The following is a 21,358-nucleotide window of genomic DNA, read 5'->3' as shown; positions in this document are numbered from 1 at the left end:
GGCCAAGATCGTTCGCTGGAACATCCTCGACACCAAGAGCCGCATCGACGGCCGCGATCTCGACAAGGTTCGTGCGATCGTGTCCGAAGTCGGCATCCTGCCGCGTACCCACGGTTCGGCGCTCTTCACCCGCGGCGAAACCCAAGCGATCGTCGTTGCCACGCTCGGCACCGGCGAAGACGAGCAGTATGTCGATAGCCTCACCGGCATGTACAAGGAAAAGTTCCTGCTGCACTACAACTTCCCGCCCTATTCGGTCGGTGAAACCGGTCGCATGGGCTCCCCGGGCCGCCGCGAAATCGGCCATGGCAAGCTCGCCTGGCGCGCCATCCGCCCGATGCTGCCGAGCGCGGACCAGTTCCCCTACACGCTGCGCGTTGTCTCCGAGATCACCGAGTCCAACGGTTCGTCCTCGATGGCAACTGTCTGCGGCACCTCGCTGGCGCTGATGGATGCCGGTGTTCCGCTGGCAAAGCCGGTCGCCGGCATCGCCATGGGCCTGATCCTCGAAGGTGAACGCTTCGCCGTTCTCTCCGACATCCTCGGCGATGAGGATCACCTCGGCGACATGGACTTCAAGGTCGCCGGCACCGCCGACGGCATCACCTCGCTGCAGATGGACATCAAGATCGCCGGTATCACCGAAGAGATCATGAAGGTCGCGCTGAGCCAGGCGCAGGGCGGCCGCAAATACATCCTCGGCGAAATGGCCAATGCCATCTCCGAAGGCCGCGGCCAGCTCGGCGAATTCGCTCCGCGCATCGAAGTGATGAACATTCCGGTCGACAAGATTCGTGAAGTCATCGGTTCGGGCGGCAAGGTCATCCGCGAAATCGTCGAGAAGACCGGCGCCAAGATCAACATCGAAGACGACGGCACGATCAAGATCGCCTCGTCCTCGGCCAAGGAGATCGAAGCGGCCCGCAAGTGGATCCACTCGATCGTCGCGGAACCGGAAGTCGGTCAGGTCTACGAAGGCACGGTCGTGAAGACCGCTGATTTTGGCGCTTTCGTCAACTTCTTCGGCCCGCGTGATGGCCTCGTGCACATCTCGCAGCTTGCTTCCGACCGTGTTGCCAAGACGTCCGACGTCGTCAAGGAAGGCGACAAGGTCTGGGTCAAGCTGATGGGCTTCGACGAGCGCGGCAAGGTTCGCCTCTCCATGAAGGTTGTCGACCAGGCAACCGGCAAGGAACTTGCCAAGGGCGAAGGCGAAGCCGCTGAATAAGCGCTCGGCCGTTTGAACGACGATGGGCGCGGAGCGGAATGTTCCGCGCCCTTTCTTATTTCCCGCTAGGACCACGCCGATGAGCCGCGACACGCTGAAGACCCTGTTCCATCCTTTCGAAACCGGTGTAACTCCGGCTCCCGGCGAAGGCGAGCGCGTGCTGTTCCTTGGCGCAGAGGCCGGCTACAGGCTGCCGGCCGAGTTTCTAGGCTCCATCACCGCCGTCCAGGCCGCAAGGCCCTTGCACAAGGCTCTGGAAGCCGCCAAGTCGTCGGTGACGCCCGTCGTCGAAGGAGAAGACTATGATGCGGCGCTCATTCTCTGCGGTAAGCACAAGGGCGAGAACGAGGACCGCATCGCCGAAGCGCTGAAGCGGGTCAAGGTCGGCGGCCTCATCGTCGTCGCCGGCGGCAAGGACGACGGCATCCAGTCGCTGCGCAAGCGCGTCAACCAGCTTGGCTGGGGCGGCGACAGCATGCCGAAATATCACGGCATCGCCTTCTGGTTCGGCCGTCCGGAAGACGCGTCCGACATCATTGCCAAGTTCTCGAAAAAGCCCGTTCGTGTCGAGGGCCGGTTCGATGCGGCGCCAGGCATGTTCTCGCATGACCGGATCGATGCCGGCTCGGAACTGCTCGCCTCGCGCTTTCCAGACGATTTCAGCGGCCATGCCGCCGATTTCGGCGCCGGCTGGGGGTATCTCTCCGTGATGCTGGCCGAGAAGGCGCCGCGCCTCAAGGGCATCGACCTTTTCGAGGCGGATTATCACGCGCTTGAGGCTGCCCGGGGCAATCTCAAGGCCAATTGCCCGAATGTGCCGACCCGCTTCTTCTGGCAGGACCTGACATCGGAAGAAACCCGCGACAAATACGACCTGATCGTCATGAACCCGCCCTTCCACGAGACGCAAGCCGCCGATCCGGCGCTCGGCGCAGCGATGATCCGGGCAGCGGCAAAGGCTTTGAAGATCGGCGGCCGTGTCATGCTCGTCGCCAATCGTGGCCTGCCCTATGAGCCGGTCATGACCGAGACCTTCAAGGAATGGGGCGAGACCTGCCGCAACGCCCGTTTCAAGGTGCTCTGGGGCAAGCGCTGAGCTTCCGTTTTTACAATTGCTTTACGATTGAAACAGGTACACGCTGAGGCTCCCGCAGCCGCGCGCCGTCGGGGCGCGTAAATGGAGTGTGCCGATGGTTTCGAGCTCTGGACACCGCCCGCCCGTGACCGAGGATGTCGCCGAGGCGATGATCAAGGATATCAAGAGCAGCGAGGGCAAGATGCCGACGTCGGAAGTGCCATTGGCCTTCCAGGCCGGCTCCGGCCCTCCGATCAACGCTGCCGCGATCAGCAATACCCGCAAGCAGATGACCCTGTTTGGCGCATTCGCGGTCGCGGTCCTGCTGGTGTTGATCGTGGTCTGGTGGGCTGCCTGAGGCTACAGCTAAAGAAATGCGACGACAGGTTTCGTTGACACAGTCGTCGCATTCACTCCTGATCAAGCACCGAGAGCTTTTCCGAACAGCCGCGACAGTCGCTCCGCGAACGCGCGCGGGTCTTGCGGCTTGTCGCCGTCGAGAACGCGGGCCTGGTCGAGCAGGAGCTGGACGGCGTCTGTGCGGAAGGCTTCGCTGCCGCCTGCAGCCAGCGCGGCGATCAGGCTGTGGCCCGGATTGATCTCCAGGACCGGCTTGGCGACCGTGTCCAGCCGGCCGGAACCCTGCAGCAGCTTTTCGAGCTGGCGGTCATAGCCCAGTTCCGGCGCGACCAGGCAGACGGCACTTTCGGTGAGCCGGTCGGAAGCGCGCACGTCGGAAACGCTGTCACCGAGCGTCGCCCTGGCGAAAGCGATGAAATCGCTGACCACCTGCGTTGTTTCCGGCGTCAAGGCGGTTTCGCCATCGGTCTTCGACACCTGAGCGAGGTCGGCGGCGCCCTGCGTGATCGATTTGAACGGCTTTCCTTCGAAGTCGGGGGCGGCCGTGACCCAGAAACTGTCGACGGAATCGGTCAGCAACAGGACCTCGATGCCGCGCGCGCGAAAACCTTCGAGCTGCGGCGAGGCTTTCAGCCGGTCGAGATCGTCGCCGGCCAGATAGTAGATCGCCGCCTGCGCGTCCTTCATGTCCTTGACGTAATCGGAGAGCGTGCGCGTCGCCTCGCCGGACGCGGTCGTGCGGAAACGCGACAGCGCCATCAGCTGCGCGCGGCGCTCGAAATCATCGTAGATGCCTTCCTTCAGCACCGCGCCAAAGGCTTCCCAGAGCTTGGTAAAAGCATCCGCGTCGCTGTCGGCAAGCTTCTCGATGGCGGTCAGGACGCGATTGGTCAGGCCCTTGCGGATGGCGGTTAGGATCGGGCTTTCCTGGATCATCTCGCGCGAGACATTGAGCGGCAGGTCGGACGTATCGACGAGGCCGCGCACGAAGCGCAGGTAGCGCGGCAGAAGCTCGGCGTCGTCGGTGATGAAGACGCGCTTCACATAGAGCTTCATGCGGCCCTTGCCGGTCGGGTCGAACATGTCGAGCGGCTTTGATTCCGGTACAAAGGCGAGGCCGGTATATTCGTGCCGGCCCTCGGCGCGGAAATGCACGGTCACCGCCGGCTCGTCATAATGGCCGGAAACGCCGCGGTAGAAATCGGCATATTCTTCCTTGGTGATCTCGTTGCGCGACTTGGTCCACAGTGCCGTGCCGTCGCTGATGCGCTCGGGCTCAGTGCCGGGCGTCTCGATCAGGTCGATCGGCACGGGAACATGGCCGGACTGGTCCTTGACGATGCGCGAGACCTCCCATTTGGAGGTGTAGCTGCTGGCGTCTTCCATCAGGTGCAGGGTGATGCGGGTGCCGCGCACGGGGGCGTCGGCGAGATCGGCCTCCGACACCGTATAACTCCCCTTGCCGTCCGACGACCAAGTCCAGGCGTCCTGGCTGCCGGCCCGGCGCGAGACGACATCGACCTTGTCGGCGACCATGAAGGCGGAATAGAAGCCGACGCCGAACTGGCCGATCAGCTGGGCGCCTTCGCCTGCCTTTGCCGCCTCGACGCGCTCCATGAAGGCGCGCGTGCCGGAGCGGGCGATGGTGCCGAGCGCCTCGACCATGTCCTCGCGGCTCATGCCGATGCCGTTGTCGGCTATGACGATCCGGTTGGCCCCTGCGTCCAGCGTCACGGTGATGTGCGGCGTCGGGTCACCGGAGAGAAGCTCGGGCGACCCGATCGCCTCGTAACGCAGCTTTTCGCATGCATCGGCCGCGTTGGAGATCAGCTCGCGGAGGAACACGTCCTTGTCGGAATAGACCGAATGCACCATCAGGTGCAGCAGGCGCGCGACATCGGCTTCGAAAACATGATTTTCGACGGGTTTTTCAGCGGCATTGCTCATGCGGATTGGCCTCAGCTTGAATGGAAAGATTTGCGCGCTCTGAACTGGCAAGGACAGATGCAAAATTCAAGAGGCACGAAGGGGGCAGGCGGTCCGGATGTTACTCCGAATCCGCCGAGCGCAGCGTGTCGAGGGCCGGCATCGAGGTGATGTTGTAGCCGGAATCGACATAGTGGATTTCGCCGGTGACGCCGCGCGACAGGCCGGAGAGCAGGTAGAGTGCCGAACTGCCGACATCCTCGATCGTCACGGTGCGGCGCATCGGCGAGTTTTTCTGCTGCCAGGACAGCATGGCGCGCGCATCGGAAATGCCGGCGCCGGCCAGCGTGCGGATCGGGCCGGCCGAGATCGCGTTGACGCGGATGCCGCGCTGGCCGTAGTCGGCGGCCAAATAGCGAACCGATGCCTCGAGCGCGGCCTTGGCCACGCCCATGACGTTGTAGTTCGGCATGACGCGCACGGAGCCGCCATAGGTCAGCGTCAGCATCGTGCCGCCATCCGTCATCAGTTCGGCCGCCCGCTTGGCGATCTCGGTGAAGGAGAAGCAGGAGATGACCATCGTGCGGCTGAAATTGTCACGCGACGTATCGGCGTAGAGGCCCTTCAGCTCGTTCTTGTCGGAAAAGCCGATGGCATGGACGATGAAATCGAGCTTGCCCCATTTTTCCTTCAGCGTAGCGATGACCGAGTCGACGGAGGCGATATCCTCGACGTCGCAGGGCAGGAGAATGTCGGAATCGACCTCCGCCGCCAGCGGTTTGACGCGCTTGCCAAGCGCCTCTCCCTGGTAGGTGAAGGCCAGTTCAGCGCCTTCGGCAGCAACGGCCTTGGCAATGCCCCAGGCGATGGAATGGCTGTTGGCGACCCCCATGATGAGGCCGCGTTTTCCGTGCATGATACCGGTCATAGGATTATCCGTTGTAGCGCTGGAACACGAGCGTCGCGTTGGTGCCGCCGAAGCCGAACGAGTTGGAGAGCGCGGTGTTGATCGTGGCGTTGTCGATGCGCTTGCGAACGATCGGCACGCCGTCGAATTCCGGATCGAGCTCGGTGATATGGGCGCTCTCGCCGATGAAGCCGGCCTGCATCATCAAGAGCGAATAGATCGATTCCTGCACGCCTGCAGCACCCAGCGAGTGCCCGGTCAGCGACTTGGTCGACTGGATGTGCGGGATCTTGTTGCCGAAGACTTCGCGGATCGCGCCGATTTCCTTCGAGTCGCCAACCGGTGTCGAGGTACCGTGCGTGTTGACGTAATCGACTTCGCCCTTCACCGTTGCCAGTGCCTGGCGCATGCAGCGGATGGCGCCTTCGCCCGATGGAGCGACCATGTCGTAACCGTCGGAAGTCGCGCCATAACCGGTGATTTCGGCGTAGATCTTGGCGCCGCGCGCCTTGGCATGTTCCAGTTCTTCCAGAACCAGCACGCCGGCGCCGCCGGCGATGACGAAGCCGTCACGCGAGACGTCATAGGCGCGCGAGGCGGTCGATGGCGTGTCGTTGTACTTGGAGGACATGGCGCCCATGGCATCGAACAGGTTCGACATGGTCCAGTCGAGGTCTTCGTGGCCGCCGGCGAACATGACGTTCTGCTTGCCCCACTGGATCATTTCCATGGCGTTGCCGATGCAGTGCGCCGAGGTGGAGCAGGCCGACGAGATCGAGTAGTTGACGCCGTGGATCTTGAACCAGGTGGCAAGCGTCGCCGAAGCCGTGGACGACATCGCCTTCGGCACGGCGAACGGGCCAATGCGCTTGGGCGAATTGTTCTTCAGCGTGATCTCGGCTGCGTCGATCAGCGTGCGGGTGGAAGGGCCGCCCGAACCCATGATGATGCCGGTGCGTTCGTTGCCACCGACGTCCTTGTCTTCAAGGCCGGAATCGGCGATCGCCTGCTTCATCGCGACATGGTTCCACATGCCGCCCTGCGACAGGAAACGTGCGGCGCGGCGATCGACAAGGTCGGTCGTGTCGATATTGGGGGCGCCCCAGACCTGGCACTTGAAGCCGTGCTCGGCGAAATCGTTGGAAAACGAGATGCCGGACTTCGCCTCGCGCAGCGAGGCGGTGACTTCCTGTGCGTCATTTCCGATTGAGGAAACAATACCCAGACCCGTGACAACAACCCGTCTCATGTCGATGACCTCTTCTTTTGTCTCTGAATGCAGCTTCAAACTGCCATTCAGGCCGTTTTTTCCTTCGACAAGCCGACGCGCAGGTCGGTTGCCTGGTAAATGGTCTCGCCGTCAGCCTTCAGCCAGCCGTCGGCCGTGCCGAGAACGAGGCGTCCGCGCATGACGCGCTTGAAATCGATACCGTATTCGAGCAGCTTCGTGTCCGGGCGGATCATGCCCTTGAACTTCACTTCGCCGGTGGACAGCGCCATGCCGCGGCCGGGTTCGCCGAGCCAGCCGAGGAAGAAGCCCGTCAGCTGCCACATGCCGTCGAGGCCGAGGCAGCCCGGCATGATCGGATTGCCCTGGAAATGGCAGGGGAAATACCAGTCGTCCGGCTTCACGTCGTATTCCGCGCGGATATAGCCCTTGTCGAAGGCGCCGCCGGTTTCGGAAATATCGGTGATGCGATGAACCATCAACATCGGGGGCAGGGGGAGCTGGGCATTGCCCGGGCCAAACAGTTCGCCGCGACCGCAGGTCAGGATCTCTTCATAGTTGAAGCTGGATTGTCTGGTGGTCATGGAACTGTCGTTTCCCCGCTACACTGTTTTTCGTTGTCTTGGTTTAGAGCAAGATTGCCACGATTTGAAGCGCCGGGATGACGCATCAGGGCCGTTGCATGTATTGACGCCTGACCAAGCACAAGGTCTATTTCCGCCGTCGCATACATGATGGAGACTGCAACAGCCAGTGATAATTGGCTTTTGCCCCAGGAATCAGACCGTTTTTCGCTGCTTGGCCGCCTCGAACCGGCTGGTTACTATTGAAAGCATTCTCGGCAAAAGTTATATCGGCACTGGAAATCTATTCTGCAATAGCTTGAAAGTCTGGATCCGTCGCATGACGACTGCCATCGAGATTCGTTCAGAAGAACGCCTGCGCCGCTCCGGTCTTCGGCCGACGCGTCAGCGCATGGCGCTCGCCGACCTGATCTTCGCCAAGGGCGACCGCCACCTGACGGTGGAGGAATTGCACGAGGAAGCGGTCTCGGCCGGCGTGCCGGTCTCGCTTGCGACGGTCTACAACACGCTGCATCAATTCACCGAAGCCGGCATGATCCGGGTTCTGGCTGTTGAAAGCGCCAAGACCTATTTCGACACGAACGTATCCGACCACCATCATTTCTTTGTCGAAGGCCACAATGAAGTCCTCGACATTCCGGTGAGCAGCCTGACGATCGATAACCTTCCGGAACCGCCGGAAGGCATGGAAATCGCCCATGTCGACGTGATCATCCGCCTGCGTCCGAAACGCGGCTGACACTGTCTCCGTCGCTTACATCACATCATCGGGATTACGACCTGGGCGCGGATCGCCTGTCGGCAACGTCCAGCTGTATTTCAGCGCGCCGCCGCGCACGGCAAAGGCCGTGACGACGCCGAGCGTGGAAGCGACGAGAAGGGGCGCGCCGAAAGAGGTCGCCGCCGTAAAGACGCCGGCGCCGGCAAGGGCCGCCGTCACGTAGATTTCCGGTCGCAACAACACCGATGGTTCACCCGCCAGGATATCGCGCAGGATGCCGCCGAAGGTTGCCGTCAGCATGCCGGTGACGAGCGCGACGATCGGCGATCCCGTTGCCGCAAGCCCCTTGGCCGCCCCCATAACGCTATAGGCGGCAAGCCCGACGGCATCCAGCCAGAGTAGATATCTGTATCGCGATTCCATCAGATGGGCGGAGAAGAAGACGACCAGGCCGGCACAACAGCAGACGACCAGATAGATCGGGTTGACCACCCAGAAGACCGGCGTTGCGCCGAGGATGACGTCGCGCAACGTGCCGCCGCCGATGCCGGTGATGGCCGCAAGAAAGATATAACCGATGATGTCGAGCTGCTTGCGCGAGGCGGCCAGGGCGCCGGTGGCTGCAAAGACCGCGACCCCGGCATAATCGAGAATTTCCAGGATCGGCATGTTGTCTCCTCCGCCAGAGGCCGAGAAGGACCACACGCGCGCCCTCACGTCAACGGGCGGGCAGGCTATCGCGGAAACAGGGCGTGGGTCCGGCCGCTGATATAATAGCTGACCAGTCCCGTCCATTCGCGCAGCGCGGTTGTTGTCAGTTGCGCGTTCAGCGATGGCTGGCTGAAATCGAGATCCAGAAAAAGCTTGCCGCTGGTGCGGTAATCCACCGGCCAGGGTGTCACGGTGATACCGAGCTTGCGGAACAGCCCAACCGATCGCGGCATGTGGAAGGCCGAGGTAACGAGGGCGCAATCCGAGAGCCCGTTTTCCTCCAGCAGTTGTTTCGTGTTGGCAGCGTTCTCGAAGGTGGTCCGCGACGTGTCCTCGCGGATCAGACGGTCGGGTGCAACACCGAACGTCGAAAAGAAGGCCGTCGAGGTCTGGGCGTCGCCGTCATATTGACCGCTGAAGGAGCCGTCGCCACCGGAGACGAGGATGCGGGCCGCCGGATGCGCCCGCGCGAGCTTCAAGCCTTCGACAAACCGGTCGGCAGCCTGGTTGAGCTCGATCCCGCCTCGGGTGGCGATGACCTCGTTCTCGAAGGCGCCGCCGAGAATGATGATGCAGGAGAGATCGGCAGGCAGGCGCGCTGGCCGTGCAATGCGGTTTTCCAACCCCTGGAGCATGACTGCGCCGGTGCTGGTGAAGAGCGTGAAGAAGAACAGGGTGGCGGCAAGCCCGGACAGGAAGCCATAGACCCTCTGAAAGCCGGAGGCACCGAAGATGAAGCTGACGATCAGAAGGATGAAGATCAGCGACAGCGGCTGGACCAGCAGCCAGAGCAGTTTTGACGCGAGAAACATGAGGTCCTGTTACCGAATCTTCCAGCAGTGAGAACAAGAAGCTGAACGGCGACCGTAACAGTCAAAGGCCGGGGTGGCAAAGGGGGCAGCCCGTTCATGGCGAGCCGATCAAAGGAAGGACGCGCGCCCTTGCGGACGCGCTTCCTGCATATCAGGCCGGTCGGCCGAGGTTCGGCTGTGCCTGGACCGCAGGCGTCTTGTTCCGCTTGAGGTAGATCAGCCCGGCCGCCAGCAATACCCCGATGGCGATGATGGCAATGGCGAGCACCGGCCGGTAGGCGATCCAGGCGATCGCGATCACCAGCGGCCCGAGCAGCAAAGTGAGGATGATGGCGATGACGGTGGTGCCGAAACCGACGATCGAGCCGACGAACGGAATGACGTCGGCGATGATGCTAAGGATCGACAGGAGCATGACGAAGCCTATGAACATGCCGAACAGGCCCCCGAAACGGACAAGCCAGGTGATCAGGGTGTTTTCGCTCTGCGCCGCGTCGAACATTTCCGCCGGCGTTTCGCGGCCGGCGGCGCTCAGGAGGATTTCACGGCCGTTGGATGCCTTGTAGGCGGCGATGTTGGCATTCCTCTGCACGCCAACGAAGCTGGCTTCGGCAATGTCTGCTCGGGTAAAGCTGATGCGCAGGTCGCCGACCAACGGGCTCTGGCGGCTGTTGCCGACATAGAGCGTCGTTCCGTCGGCCTTGACCGGCTTTTCCGAGCCGAGTGCCGATGCGACGCGTTCGGCGACATCCGGGGTCAGCTTGACCGGGCTGTCGGTGCCGAGATTGGCAACGGTCTCGCCATCGACAGTGAAGGCGCCGAGCGTCGCGGTCGCCACCGTGAAGCGATCACCCGAGATCGGCATATCGGGGTTCTGGTGCTGGTCCTGCTGCTTGAAATCGGAGGAATCCACGCGGCTCGGCCGCCATTCCTTCTTGTAGGTATAGGTGGTGACGGTTTCCTCGCCGCCGCCGAGCGTCTTCTTGGTCTCGCTGCTCGAATCTTCCACCCACTGATACATTTCGACCTTGCGGCTGAGGCCGGCCGCACCTTCCGCCGTAACGCCGAGCGTTGCATCTTCCGGCGTTCCATCCGGCTTTACCGGACCGGAAACATGGATGAGCTTGCCTTCATTGGCGGTATCGATACTGCCGTTTTCGACGGAAACGACGAGGCCGGCGCCTTCGACCAGCGCGCGGTAGGTCTGCACCGAGCGGCCCTCGTTCCAGGAAAGCAGCCAGATCATGCCGAGCACGAGGAGAGGGCCAAGCAAGAGACCGACAAGGCCGCTCTTCAGGCGTGAAAACCACGACGTCGTTGTTGTTTCGGTAAAGCTCATGCTCTCGTCCCCTGCTGATGCCCATCACCCTGACGGCTGGTCCGGCACACTTATTCGCTGACACAGGTGCTATCAGAAAATCAGCGAAATTAAATATACCTGTCGTCGTTTCGGGTGAACCCTCTTTGGGGCGTTCCGCACCCCCTTACGTGTTCTTTCTGTCCTCTTATCCCTTGCTTTTCCGTTTTCACATCTTGCTCGCAATCCGCCGCTGGTTATCTTGCGGGGAACGATTTCGATTAGGGAGAGACGAACATGGAAGCGGGCAACAAGGCATTTGAGACGGGAACCTTCGTGGGGCGCGTCTGGCGGCCGGATGTGGGTGGCCCGGCTTTGATCGTCCTGCGGGATGGCGACCTGTTCGATATCACCTCAAAGGAGGTGCCGACCATGCGCGACCTCCTCGAACTGGACGACCCCGTCGGCTTCCTGTCGGCGCAGGCCGGCGAGCGCCTGCAGACATTGGAAGCGGTGATGGCGGCTTCCGTGGAAGCGGCGGGTGACCTGTCGACGATCCATCTGCTCGCACCCTGCGACCTGCAGGCGGTCAAGGCCTGTGGCGTGACGTTCGCCCGCTCGATGATCGAACGGGTCATCGAGGAGAAGGCAGCCGGCAATCCGGCGCTGGCGGAAAAGATGCGCGAGCGGGTGACCAGCATCATCGGTGACAGTTTGCGCGACCTGAAAGCCGGCTCGCCGGAGGCCGCGAGGGTCAAGGCGGCGCTGATCGAGGAAGGCATGTGGTCGCAATATCTCGAGGTCGGCATCGGCCCGGATGCGGAAGTGTTTTCAAAAGCCCAGGTCCTCGCCTCGGTCGGCTGGGGCGCGTCTGTCGGGCTGCATCCGATTTCGAAATGGAACAATCCGGAGCCGGAGATCGTGCTGGCAGTCGACAGCCGTGGAAGGGTCAAGGGTGCGACGCTCGGCAATGACGTCAACCTGCGCGATGTCGAGGGACGCTCGGCCCTGCTGTTGGGTAAGGCGAAGGACAACAATGCCTCCTCGTCGATCGGCCCCTTCATCCGCCTGTTCGACGCGACCTATTCGATCGATGACGTGCGCAATGCCGATCTGTCGCTGACGATCAATGGTCAGGACGGATTCGTGCTGAAAGGTGCGAGCACGATGCGCGAGATCAGCCGCGATCCGCTCGATCTCGTCTCCCAGACGATCGGCCGGCATCATCAATATCCCGACGGCTTCATGCTGTTCATGGGGACGCTGTTTGCGCCGGTCGAGGATCGCGATGCGCCGGGGCAGGGGTTCACCCACAAGATCGGCGATGTCGTGACGATCGCCAATGCGCAGCTCGGCTCGCTCAGCAACACCGTGCGCCTGTCGACGGAATGCCCGCCCTGGACATTCGGTTCCTCCGCGCTGATGCGCAATCTCGCCGCGCGCGGTCTGATCTGACGTCGCTATGATGCAAACGGGAGAGCCATGGCTCCCCCGTTTCTCAAAGCGCGTCATGATCTTGGGTCTAGCGCGACCAGCGGCTCGGGTCGGCCGATGCGACAGTCACGAAGCGATAGCCGGTCTGGTTGCGCTTGACGATCGTCTTGCGCAGGTTGTCGAGAGCGAATTCGCCGGCGGAGGTCTTGACCAGCAGGATGGCATGGCCTTCGCCGCGCGGCGTGCGGACGACGGCGACGCGAAGCGCGCTGGTCGGGATGCCGGCGCGGATCAGACGGCTGCGCTTGGTCATGACGTAGTCATCACAGTCGCCATAGGCCGGGTTGAGCGACCAGACATCGCGGCGCTCGTTCAGCGGGCGGATGCTGCGGTTGACCGCGCGGTTGACCGAGGCGAGCAGGTTGCGCGTCTTCGAGGTGTAGGCAACTTCCGACTTGGCGCTCTTGGTGCATTCCGCGATGTGGTCGAGGCAATAGAGCGAAAATGCGATCGGTGCCACCGAGGTGTGGCGCTGCGCCTTGTAGGCGCCGCGGGCCGAGCCGAGATTGATGGCGTTGGCAGTCGAGATGCCGGTGAAGCCGAGCGCTGCGATGGTCGCCAATGCGATGAAAACTTTCTTAAACATGATCCGTGTCCCTGCTGTCGGCGACCTTCTGTCCAAGGCCTTTTTGTTGACCAAATTCATTTCGAATCAGGTTGGGAGCATCATGCCGCGAAGCGGAACACATCCGCTTCATCCACCTGTATCATCACGATACACAGGGCGGTTTTCGACCCGCTTAAATGGAAAGATACAATTTTACGGAATTCGATTTTTGTGCGCCAGCCCTTGTGGAACAGCGCTTTGCGGTTTTGGACATGAAAAAGGGGACGCGGCGGCCCCCTCTGTTCTTTGTATCCGACAAGGCTATTCGGTGTAGTAACCGGAATAGCTGTAGTTGCCGGACATCTTGGCGCGATCCTGCTGGTTGAGCAGGGTGACGATGCCGGCATCCGGGCTCTTGTTTTCCTTCAGCGCGGCGACGGCGCGCTTGGCGCTGGATTGCGGCGTGCTCGCCCATTTGATGACGAAGACGATCATGTCGGCATGACGGGCCAGATAAAGACCGTCGACAACCGGCTCGACCGGCGGCGTATCGAGGATGACGTAGTCGAAATGCTTGCGGGCGCTGGAGAGAATCCGTCCCATCTTCTCGCTCATCACCAGTTCGTCGGTGGCGATATCGCTGCGGCGACCGCCGAGCAGAACCGTCAGGTTCGACAGCGGATCGCGCATGATCAGCGAAGTCAGCGTCGCGGAATTGCGGTCCTGGCGCAGGTAGTCGATGAAGTCATGGTTGGGCTCGAGGTTGAGCTGCTTGTTGACGCTCGGCTTGCGCAGGTCGCAGTCGATCAGAAGCGTCCGCTTTCCGGTCAGCGCATAGGCGCGGGCCAGCGAGAGCGCCATGGTCGACTTGCCCTCGTTCGGAAGAGCCGAGGAGACCATGATGATCGCACCTTCGTCCGGATCATGCGATTTCGGCATCGTGCGCTTGCGTTCCTGCTGGTCGAGCGTCAGGCGCAGGCGGCGCACGCTTTCGCTGAACAGCGACAGGGGTGCCGTCACCATCAGGTCGGCGAGGCTGGATGTGGGGTTGGCAAGCTTGTGATGCTCGTCGCCGGTCGTCTGGCGCGGCGCAATGGCCGAGAGCGGAACCTTCAGGACGGCTTCGATCTGGTTTTCACTGATGAAGCCGCCGATGAAATATTCACGCAGGACAGCCAGGCCGACGCCGAGGCCGATGGCGATCAGCAGCGATATGCCAAGGATGATCTTGTTGTTCGGAAAGGACGCGGATGTCGGAACAAGTGCTGCCGAGACGACGCGGCTGTCGGGCAGTTGCAACGAGGCCTGGGAATCCAGTTCCTTCTGGCGGGACAGAAGCGTCTGGTACTGTTCGCGGGCGATTTCCGACGATTTCTGGATGCTGAAAATCTTGGTCAGCACTTCCGTCGGAAGATTACTCTGCAGAACGGTGGTGCGGATTTTCTGGCGAACATCATCGGCCTGCTGTGCGTAGCCGGAAACGGTCTGCTGCAGGGTGTTGACTTCCTGCGTCGCGGCGCTCGCCAACGAGGTGTCGACCTTGGCCAGTTCGGCGCGCAGATTGATGGCTTCGGGAGTGTCCGACGTGGTCGAGGCGATCCGCTTGGCAAGGTCCTCGCGCTGGCTCTGCAGTTCAGCCAAGGCCTGCGAGCCGAGTTCGCTCACCAGGGCGGAGAAGTCCTGCGCCTGCAACGATGCCTGGAGGGTGTTGACGCGGCCGAGTTCGGCCAGGCGATCATTGTTGATCTTGAGCAATTCGGCCTTGAGATTCGTCAGGCCGACGGCATTGGACTGCTTTTCCAGGCGCTCGATATTCTTGGTAATGTAGGAATCGAACTCGTTTTCGCTGGCGACGATCGCGGCATCGGCCGTTTCGACCTGCTTCTGGATCGTGTCGCGGTTGGTCAGGGTCGACTGGACTTTCGCGTTGAGCTGTTCCTTGATGTAGACTTCGCTCAGCGAGTTCGCGAGTTTCGCGGCCTTGGCCGGATCGGTGGACGTGACACCGACCCCGATCAGGTAGGTCAGTCCTTCGCGAGAGACCTTGACCGACGATTTGAAGGAATTGAGCACCTTGGCGAGAGCCTGTTCCCCGGTGGGCGGCGCCGGCAGCGGAATTCGCAGCAGGGACAGGATCCTGTCCTTCATCGATACCTTGATGCCGAACTCGCTATCGGAAACAAGACCATTGTCGCGGACGACATTGAGCAGCACGCTGTCGGAGTTGAGAATGGCGACTTCGCTCTCGACACGGAAATTATCCGCATTGGGATTGGCAAGCGTGCTGCCGGAATTCAGCAGATTCTTGGTGCTTGTATCGACGAAAACGAGGGATTCGGCGGTATATCTTGGTGTCAGGGAATAGGTAAATATTAAAGTGACAACCAATATCGTGGCGATAGTGGAGAAAATCAACCAAAGCTGCCGGCGGATCAATCCAAGAATGCTTTTGAGATCAATTTCGTCCATTAACGTATAACCATTATTTGTACAGCACGTGCTGTTATTGTAAAAAATGCATTTATTTAATTGCTGCTACGCAGCATGGCCGATCCGAGTTCTAGCAGATTGACGACGCCCAACAATTGCGAAATTCAAACATTATTAACCGCACTGGATGATCTCTGGCTCATTGCGGCCTGAAAGACGCACCGCGGACAAAATTCCGCTCATGAAAGCGCCTGTGTCGAGATTGATACGCCCCGTTCCGATCTCGACATCGCTCACCGGCGTATGGCCGTGCACGGTGACGAACTCACTTGTGGCTACATTCTTCTTGTCCTCTTCCGGGCGTAGCCACAACAGATCCGCATCATCCTGATCGGCCAGTGCTACTCCGTCGCGGATCCCGGCATGGACGAAACAGTAGCCGGGAACGCTGAGCAGCGAGGGCAACGTTTCCAGGAAAGTCAGGTGTTCGTCGGGAAAGTGCGACAACAGAGCGTTTTTCAAGACCCGGCGGTTGGACGGGATTTTATGCAGGCCGTAGGAGTAGAGCGTCTCCAGCCCGCCGAAATCCAGCCAGCGATGATCGGCTGACGGATTTTGGAAGAAGTCGAGCATGACGTCCTCGTGGTTTCCGGCAAGGCAGATGCGTTTGATATCCGCACGCGGCCGGCTTGTCAGCCGGTCCATCACGGACGCGGATTTCGGCCCCCTGTCGACATAGTCGCCGAGCATGACCAGCCACTTTGTTCCGTCCCGCTTGCGGCTGTCCTCGAAGATCAGATCTTCCAGCCTGCCCAGCGTGTCATCGCAGCCGTGAACATCGCCAATGGCGTAGATATGATCCGGGGCTTCGTCGAAGAACAGCTTCTGCCGTGGGGGAACCACCGGCGGCGTACGACTGCCACGCAGGAAATCGAAGATGCCGCGGATCATGCCGCCCCCCGGTCGCCAGTGTTCCCGAGTTCGAACCGGCGCGCCCAGGCGGTCGCGACAATGACGACGAATGCGAAGGTCACCGCCTCGATCTCGAGGCTGAAATCCACCAGCGAATGGACGGCGCCGACAAGGATGATGCCGATACCCGAGCGTAGCAGCATGTCCTGCCCCGGAACCTTCAGATAGGCCGCGCCCAGTTGAAACAGGATGGTCGCGACGATCAGCATCGGAATGGAACCGAAGACCAGGCCATATTCCGCCCAGAGCGCCAGATAGGTGGAGTGCGCCTTATCCCAGACCAGATCGACGCTCACCGGCGCCTGGTGGAAAAGCGGATAGGCATATTCGAAACTGTTGCCGCCGAACCCAAGAAAAGGTCTTGTTTCGATCATGGTCACGACCTGTTGATACAACTGCATCCGGACATCAGCCGCGGCATCGACGTCGCCAACCCGCTCGATGAACGTCGTACCGTATCCGATGATGCCGAGGCCGACAATCGCGGGAATGAGGAGGAGAAAGGTCCAGATCACGATGCGGTTCGTGCCGGCGGTTCTCTTCGCAAGCGCCATGAGAACCGATGCGATCATGCCGCAACAGGCGGCAAACACGCCCATACGGGAGTTCGTCGCAATCAGAGTCATGACGAGGACAATCCAGCCCAGGCCGATGATGACAACGCCGCCCTTGCCGAGATATCGGCTAAAGAGCGAGCTATCGCCTTTGCCAGGATTGGTTTCGGTCATCCGCTCGATCATCAGGTTGATACCGATAACGCTGCCGAAGGCGAGGAATGTCGCATATGAGTTTCGGTTGATGAAACCACCCATGGCGGAACCGAAATACTTCCATTTCGGGATGCCGAGAATGGTATCGCCGAATTGCAGCAGGAACAGCAGGCCGACGACCGCATGAATGACGATCGCCCAATAGACCAGATTGATGAAGACACGGGCGCGCTGCGGATTGCTGGTCATTTGCAGCACCAGGAAAAACAGCAGCCCGTAGTTCGCCCATCGCGTCAGCGCGAGGATCGTATCGTGCGGCGTGAGGCTGATCGTATTGAGCGCGATCCGCGCCGTCGGATCCGCGACCGTGGATACCGAAGGCGCGAGGCTGCCCAGTGGCAGGGCCTGGAAAGCCATATAGATGCCGAGCACGGCAAACAGCCCGAACAGGCCCATCAGATTTCGCGGCGCGATCCGGAACCTGGCGCCGGACAGGGCCATGCGCGCAAACAGGATGGTGCCGCAGAGAGAGAGCAGAACCGACCACAGGAGCCAGAAGGATGGTTTGGTGCTGCCGAAGGCGAAGGGCGACAGGAAAACGACGCCGAGCACCGGCCACATGAGCTGGTTATTGAGCCGAAAGCGGTCCGAATGATAGCGGGTGGTTTTTCTCATTTGGCTCAAGCCTGCCGTTCTGGCGTCGAAAGGGAAAGCGGATGCATGCGTGGTGTCGTTCGGTGCCGGCTATGCGTCATGAAGGCCGCGTCATCCCTTGTTCATTGCCTGCTTGACGACCTTCAGGAAAACCGCCTGCCGCCTTGGCGGCATCGTCTCGACGACCGTTGTAATTCTCGCCCGGAAATCAGGGTTGGAAATGTAGCGTTTCGCAATGAGCTGAATGCCCTTTTCGCTGCTGACGAGCAGACGCAGATCAGCCTCCTCCGATTTCAGGGAGCGCGGGTTCAGGGCGGAGAAATAGTTCTCCGCCAGGTTGACGCGAAACCGCGCGATCCATTGTTCGTTCGGCCCCGTCAGCTGCGAATTTTGCAAGGCAATATTAAAGTCTTCATTTGCCGCCAGTCGAACCGAAGCCGCCGCGCGAACGAGCCAGGCAAATGAATCCGTCGGGGTCGTCTTGACGACTTCGGCAGCACGGTCGGCGCATCGCGAAACCACGCCCCGGACGGTTTCGTCCACCATGTCGATGTCGCTGTAGCTGAGGACAAGGCGAAAGCAATCGGACATCACGGTCAGCTTGGAATAGGAGGAGAGGCCAAAAACGAAGTCCTCGCCAGCCAACTCGTCGGCGGAGACCGCCTCCTTGATCGGTTTCGTCAAAAACGGTGCCATTTCAAGCCACAAGCCGTAGCCGCTTGCTATTGAAAGCAAAAGGCAACACAGCATTGCGATCCATTTCCGCTGCCTGATCATGCTGCGCCACGACCGGTGAATGCTGTCTGGTCGGCCGACTTCCATGGGAGCTGGAACCGGATTTTATTGGAAAAGCTCATTTCAACAGCTCAAATTCAGATTTCGTCCATGCAGGGGAACGAGCAATTTGCACACAGAATTCCTTGGTCCGAAGGATCAGGCGTAAGTTAAATTCACCATACTCCCAGACCATCTGTTTCCGCACGCAAATGGTTTGCGGACGTACGGGCACTCGGCGGTTGATATGCAAACGCAAAAAAAGCGCCCGTTTGAACGGGCGCTTTCAATAGGGAAAAAGGGTGATCAGCTCGCAGAGCTGTTGCCGAGACCATCGTCATCGCCACCACCGGTATCGCCGCCCAGACCTGGACCGCCAATAGCCGCCGTGGCTTCGCCCGGAGTGCCGGCCCTCAGGGCGGTAACGACCTGAGCAACGATCGCAGCAGCTGGAGCTGCCGCCGCGCTAAGGCCGCTCTCGGCACCAGCGGCAACATTACCGAGCGAGACTGAAAGTTCCGGGTTTGCGATGGCAACAGCGCCGATCGATTTGACGAGGGCAAGCAACAGCTTGTCCTTGGCAGGGCCCGCCTGCATTGTATTGATGTCGGCAAGAAGTGCCTGGGCCTGGGCGACGCAAGCACTGCCGGAGCAACTGGCAAGACCCGAAACCGAAGCTGAGGAAGGAGCAGCGAAAGAAGGCGTGACGGAAAGCGATGCGCCAATCACAAGGGCGGAAATCAACAAGGTCCGTTTAAACATAATATACCCCTTTGAAAATGGGAGCGGACTTCGAGACCCCTCCTTATTAAAATTAAACTTATGGTAACCACTTTAGGATTCACTAATAGCTTCTGTCAAGTCTGAATCCGGGTAAGGAACGGATTCATCTGGCGAAACGCCCTTGAAAATCCGGCATTTGATGCGTCGCAGCAGCATTTGTGTTGCAGTACACTGCTCAATAGTACGTTCGAACCACTGTCACGGCCATTGCACTGCGTCAATTGAAGATGCCGCGTATGATGAGCAGGTATGCTTAAGATGAAACCAGACGATCGACAGATCAGGCGGACGTCATCTCCGCGCGATACCAGTCGACGAAGCGTTTCACACCCTCCTGGACGGAAATAGACGGCTTGAAGCCGGTCAAGGCATCGAGGAGATCCGGCGCGGCGAATGTCCGGGGCACGTCGCCCTGTTGCATCGGCAGCATCTCGCGGATCGCCGGCTTGCCGATTGCTGCCTCGACCGTTTCCACGAACTGCATCAGTTCGACCGGCTGGCCGCCGCCTATATTGACGACGCGGAACGGGGCGTGACGGGATAGGGTGTCGATGCCCTCGATGCGGGTCGCCTCGGTTGGCACCGCCGCCATCAGCCGGACGATGCCTTCGACGAGATCATCGATATAGGTGAAGTCGCGGCTCATGCGGCCCTCGCCGTAGATTTCGATCGGCCGGTCGTTGAGAATGCTGTCGACGAACTTGAACAGCGCCATGTCCGGCCGGCCCCATGGACCGTAGACCGTGAAGAAGCGAAAAGCGGTGGTCGGAATACCGTGGAGATGGGCATAGCTATGCGCCATCAGTTCGCCGGATTTCTTGGTGGCGGCATAGAGCGTCATCGGCTCGTCGGCCCGATCGGTCTCGGCAAAGGGTATCTTCTCGTTGGCGCCGTAGATCGACGAGGTGGAAGCCAGCAACAGGTGCTTCGGCTGCACGGCCTTGGCAAGTTCCAGCATGTTCCAGGAGCCGATCAGGTTCGAATCGACATAGGCCTTGGGGTTTTCGAGGCTGTAGCGGACGCCGGCCTGGGCGGCGAGATGGACGATCACATCGGGTTCACCCACCTCGGCCGCCTTCTCCAAGGCGTCGCGGTCCTCCAGCATGCCGATAACCGGGCGAAAACCGTTGGAGCGCGACAGGATGGCGTGGCGGCGCTCCTTCAGGCGGACATCGTAATAGGGGGTCAAACCGTCGAAGCCGGTGACGAAATGGCCGTCGTCGAGCAGCCGCCTGGCGAGATGAAAGCCGATGAAACCTGCCGTTCCCGTGATCAGATAGCGCATGCCCGTTCCCTCAATCCGTCTTCATTCGAAAGGCGGCCGCCCGTTAGTCCGGTCGCCCGACGCTGGTATAGCTGAATCCGTGTTTCGTCACTTCGTTCGTCTGGTAGATGTTTCTGAGATCGACAAGGACGGGCGTGTTCATCAGGGTCTTCAGCTTCGGAAGGTTCAGCGCGCGGAATTCGTTCCATTCGGTAACGATTACCAGAACGTCGGCGCCTTCGGCCGCCGCATAGGGGCTGTCGGCATAGGCGATGCCGTCGATGACATGGCGTGCATTGTCCATGCCTTCCGGATCATAGCCGGTAACGAGCGCGCCGGCATCGGTCAGCGCCTGGATGACGGCGATGGCCGGGCTGTCGCGCATGTCGTCGGTATTGGGCTTGAAGGTGAGACCGAGCACGGCGACCTTCTTGCCGCGCACGTCGCCACCGGCAGCCGCGATCACCTTGCGGCCCATGGCGCGCTTGCGGTTGTCGTTGACGGAGACGACCGTCTCGATCAGCCGCACCGGGCTGTCGTGATCCTGGGCGGTCTTGACCAGCGCCAGTGTGTCCTTGGGAAAGCAGGAGCCGCCATAGCCCGGGCCGGCATGGAGAAACTTGTCGCCGATGCGCTTGTCGTAGCCGATGCCTCTGGCGACCTTCTGCACGTCGGCGCCGAGGCTCTCGCAGAGGTCGGCGATCTCGTTGATGAAGGTGATCTTCATGGCGAGGAACGCGTTGGCGGCGTACTTGATCAGCTCCGACGTGCGGCGTTCGCAGAAGAACAGCGGGCCTTCGTTGAGATGGAGCGGCCGGTAGACCTCGGTCATCACGGCGATCGCGCGTGGGTCCTCGGTGCCGACGACGATGCGGTCGGGG

General features: G+C 60.8%; 20 protein-coding genes. 5 read left to right on the top strand and 15 right to left on the bottom strand.

Annotated features, from left to right (window positions below):
- The 3 genes from pnp to VL202_RS00575 form a co-directional block, all read left to right on the top strand.
- On the top strand, nt 1-1,228 hold a 1,228-nt coding region (pnp, locus tag VL202_RS00585), incomplete at its 5' end, for a polyribonucleotide nucleotidyltransferase (RefSeq protein ID WP_325462265.1).
- 79 nt (nt 1,229-1,307) lie between these two features.
- Nucleotides 1,308-2,324, top strand: coding sequence for a class I SAM-dependent methyltransferase (locus tag VL202_RS00580; protein WP_325462264.1), 1,017 nt, complete (start codon nt 1,308-1,310; stop codon nt 2,322-2,324).
- A 94-nt stretch (nt 2,325-2,418) separates the two neighbouring features.
- Nucleotides 2,419-2,661 (top strand): hypothetical protein, encoded by a 243-nt coding sequence (locus VL202_RS00575; protein ID WP_325462263.1) that lies wholly within the window; start codon nt 2,419-2,421, stop codon nt 2,659-2,661.
- Between the two features lie 62 nt (nt 2,662-2,723).
- Here the strand turns inward: VL202_RS00575 and htpG are convergent, their stop codons facing one another.
- From htpG to fabA, 4 genes are all read right to left on the bottom strand, one after another.
- Nucleotides 2,724-4,610, bottom strand: a complete 1,887-nt coding sequence (gene htpG, locus VL202_RS00570; RefSeq protein ID WP_325462262.1) for a molecular chaperone HtpG — start codon at nt 4,608-4,610, stop codon at nt 2,724-2,726.
- 100 nt (nt 4,611-4,710) lie between these two features.
- Nucleotides 4,711-5,517 carry an enoyl-ACP reductase FabI gene (gene fabI / locus VL202_RS00565; protein ID WP_325462261.1) on the bottom strand — a complete coding sequence of 269 codons (807 nt, stop codon included), beginning with the start codon at nt 5,515-5,517 and terminating at the stop codon, nt 4,711-4,713.
- 4 nt (nt 5,518-5,521) lie between these two features.
- Nucleotides 5,522-6,745, bottom strand: a complete 1,224-nt coding sequence (gene fabB / locus VL202_RS00560; RefSeq protein WP_325462260.1) for a beta-ketoacyl-ACP synthase I — start codon at nt 6,743-6,745, stop codon at nt 5,522-5,524.
- A 47-nt stretch (nt 6,746-6,792) separates the two neighbouring features.
- Nucleotides 6,793-7,308, bottom strand: coding sequence for a 3-hydroxyacyl-[acyl-carrier-protein] dehydratase FabA (fabA, locus tag VL202_RS00555; RefSeq protein ID WP_325462259.1), 516 nt, complete (start codon nt 7,306-7,308; stop codon nt 6,793-6,795).
- A 319-nt stretch (nt 7,309-7,627) separates the two neighbouring features.
- On the opposite strand from fabA, the gene irrA reads away from it, so the two are divergent.
- Nucleotides 7,628-8,047: an iron response transcriptional regulator IrrA gene (irrA, locus tag VL202_RS00550; protein WP_325462258.1), complete on the top strand. Its 420-nt coding sequence runs from the start codon at nt 7,628-7,630 to the stop codon at nt 8,045-8,047.
- Between the two features lie 15 nt (nt 8,048-8,062).
- Here the strand turns inward: irrA and VL202_RS00545 are convergent, their stop codons facing one another.
- From VL202_RS00545 to VL202_RS00535, 3 genes are all read right to left on the bottom strand, one after another.
- On the bottom strand, nt 8,063-8,698 hold the full coding sequence (locus VL202_RS00545) for a trimeric intracellular cation channel family protein (RefSeq protein ID WP_325462257.1): 636 nt from the start codon (nt 8,696-8,698) through the stop codon (nt 8,063-8,065).
- A 65-nt stretch (nt 8,699-8,763) separates the two neighbouring features.
- Nucleotides 8,764-9,552, bottom strand: a complete 789-nt coding sequence (locus VL202_RS00540) for a YdcF family protein (protein ID WP_325462256.1) — start codon at nt 9,550-9,552, stop codon at nt 8,764-8,766.
- Between the two features lie 151 nt (nt 9,553-9,703).
- Nucleotides 9,704-10,891 carry a TMEM43 family protein gene (locus VL202_RS00535; RefSeq protein ID WP_325462255.1) on the bottom strand — a complete coding sequence of 396 codons (1,188 nt, stop codon included), beginning with the start codon at nt 10,889-10,891 and terminating at the stop codon, nt 9,704-9,706.
- A 255-nt stretch (nt 10,892-11,146) separates the two neighbouring features.
- Between VL202_RS00535 and VL202_RS00530 the strand changes: the two genes are divergently transcribed.
- Complete coding sequence (locus tag VL202_RS00530) at nt 11,147-12,304, top strand: fumarylacetoacetate hydrolase family protein (RefSeq protein WP_325462254.1); 1,158 nt, start codon at nt 11,147-11,149, stop codon at nt 12,302-12,304.
- 67 nt (nt 12,305-12,371) lie between these two features.
- Here the strand turns inward: VL202_RS00530 and VL202_RS00525 are convergent, their stop codons facing one another.
- The 8 genes from VL202_RS00525 to VL202_RS00490 all read right to left on the bottom strand — a co-directional run.
- Nucleotides 12,372-12,929 carry a transglutaminase-like cysteine peptidase gene (locus tag VL202_RS00525; RefSeq protein ID WP_325462253.1) on the bottom strand — a complete coding sequence of 186 codons (558 nt, stop codon included), beginning with the start codon at nt 12,927-12,929 and terminating at the stop codon, nt 12,372-12,374.
- A gap of 282 nt (nt 12,930-13,211) precedes the next feature.
- Complete coding sequence (locus VL202_RS00520) at nt 13,212-15,359, bottom strand: GumC family protein (RefSeq protein WP_325462252.1); 2,148 nt, start codon at nt 15,357-15,359, stop codon at nt 13,212-13,214.
- Nucleotides 15,360-15,494: 135 nt separating this feature from the next.
- Complete coding sequence (locus tag VL202_RS00515) at nt 15,495-16,271, bottom strand: metallophosphoesterase (protein WP_325462251.1); 777 nt, start codon at nt 16,269-16,271, stop codon at nt 15,495-15,497.
- Complete coding sequence (locus tag VL202_RS00510) at nt 16,268-17,677, bottom strand: O-antigen ligase family protein (protein WP_325462250.1); 1,410 nt, start codon at nt 17,675-17,677, stop codon at nt 16,268-16,270. The genes VL202_RS00515 and VL202_RS00510 overlap by 4 nt, the downstream gene beginning before the upstream one ends.
- Before the next feature lie 90 nt (nt 17,678-17,767).
- Nucleotides 17,768-18,478, bottom strand: a complete 711-nt coding sequence (locus VL202_RS00505) for a hypothetical protein (protein ID WP_325462249.1) — start codon at nt 18,476-18,478, stop codon at nt 17,768-17,770.
- A 258-nt stretch (nt 18,479-18,736) separates the two neighbouring features.
- On the bottom strand, nt 18,737-19,027 hold the full coding sequence (locus VL202_RS00500) for a hypothetical protein (RefSeq protein WP_325462248.1): 291 nt from the start codon (nt 19,025-19,027) through the stop codon (nt 18,737-18,739).
- 466 nt (nt 19,028-19,493) lie between these two features.
- Nucleotides 19,494-20,498 (bottom strand): NAD-dependent epimerase, encoded by a 1,005-nt coding sequence (locus VL202_RS00495; protein WP_325462247.1) that lies wholly within the window; start codon nt 20,496-20,498, stop codon nt 19,494-19,496.
- A 43-nt stretch (nt 20,499-20,541) separates the two neighbouring features.
- Nucleotides 20,542-21,358 (bottom strand): UDP-glucose dehydrogenase family protein (locus VL202_RS00490; RefSeq protein WP_325462246.1); only part of this gene is annotated, 817 nt, incomplete at its 5' end.

Source organism: Pararhizobium sp. (genome assembly GCF_035497515.1).
Lineage (GTDB): Bacteria > Pseudomonadota > Alphaproteobacteria > Rhizobiales > Rhizobiaceae > Pararhizobium.
Note: the sequence above shows the minus strand (reverse complement) of the source record. Positions and strands in the feature narration are given on the sequence as shown.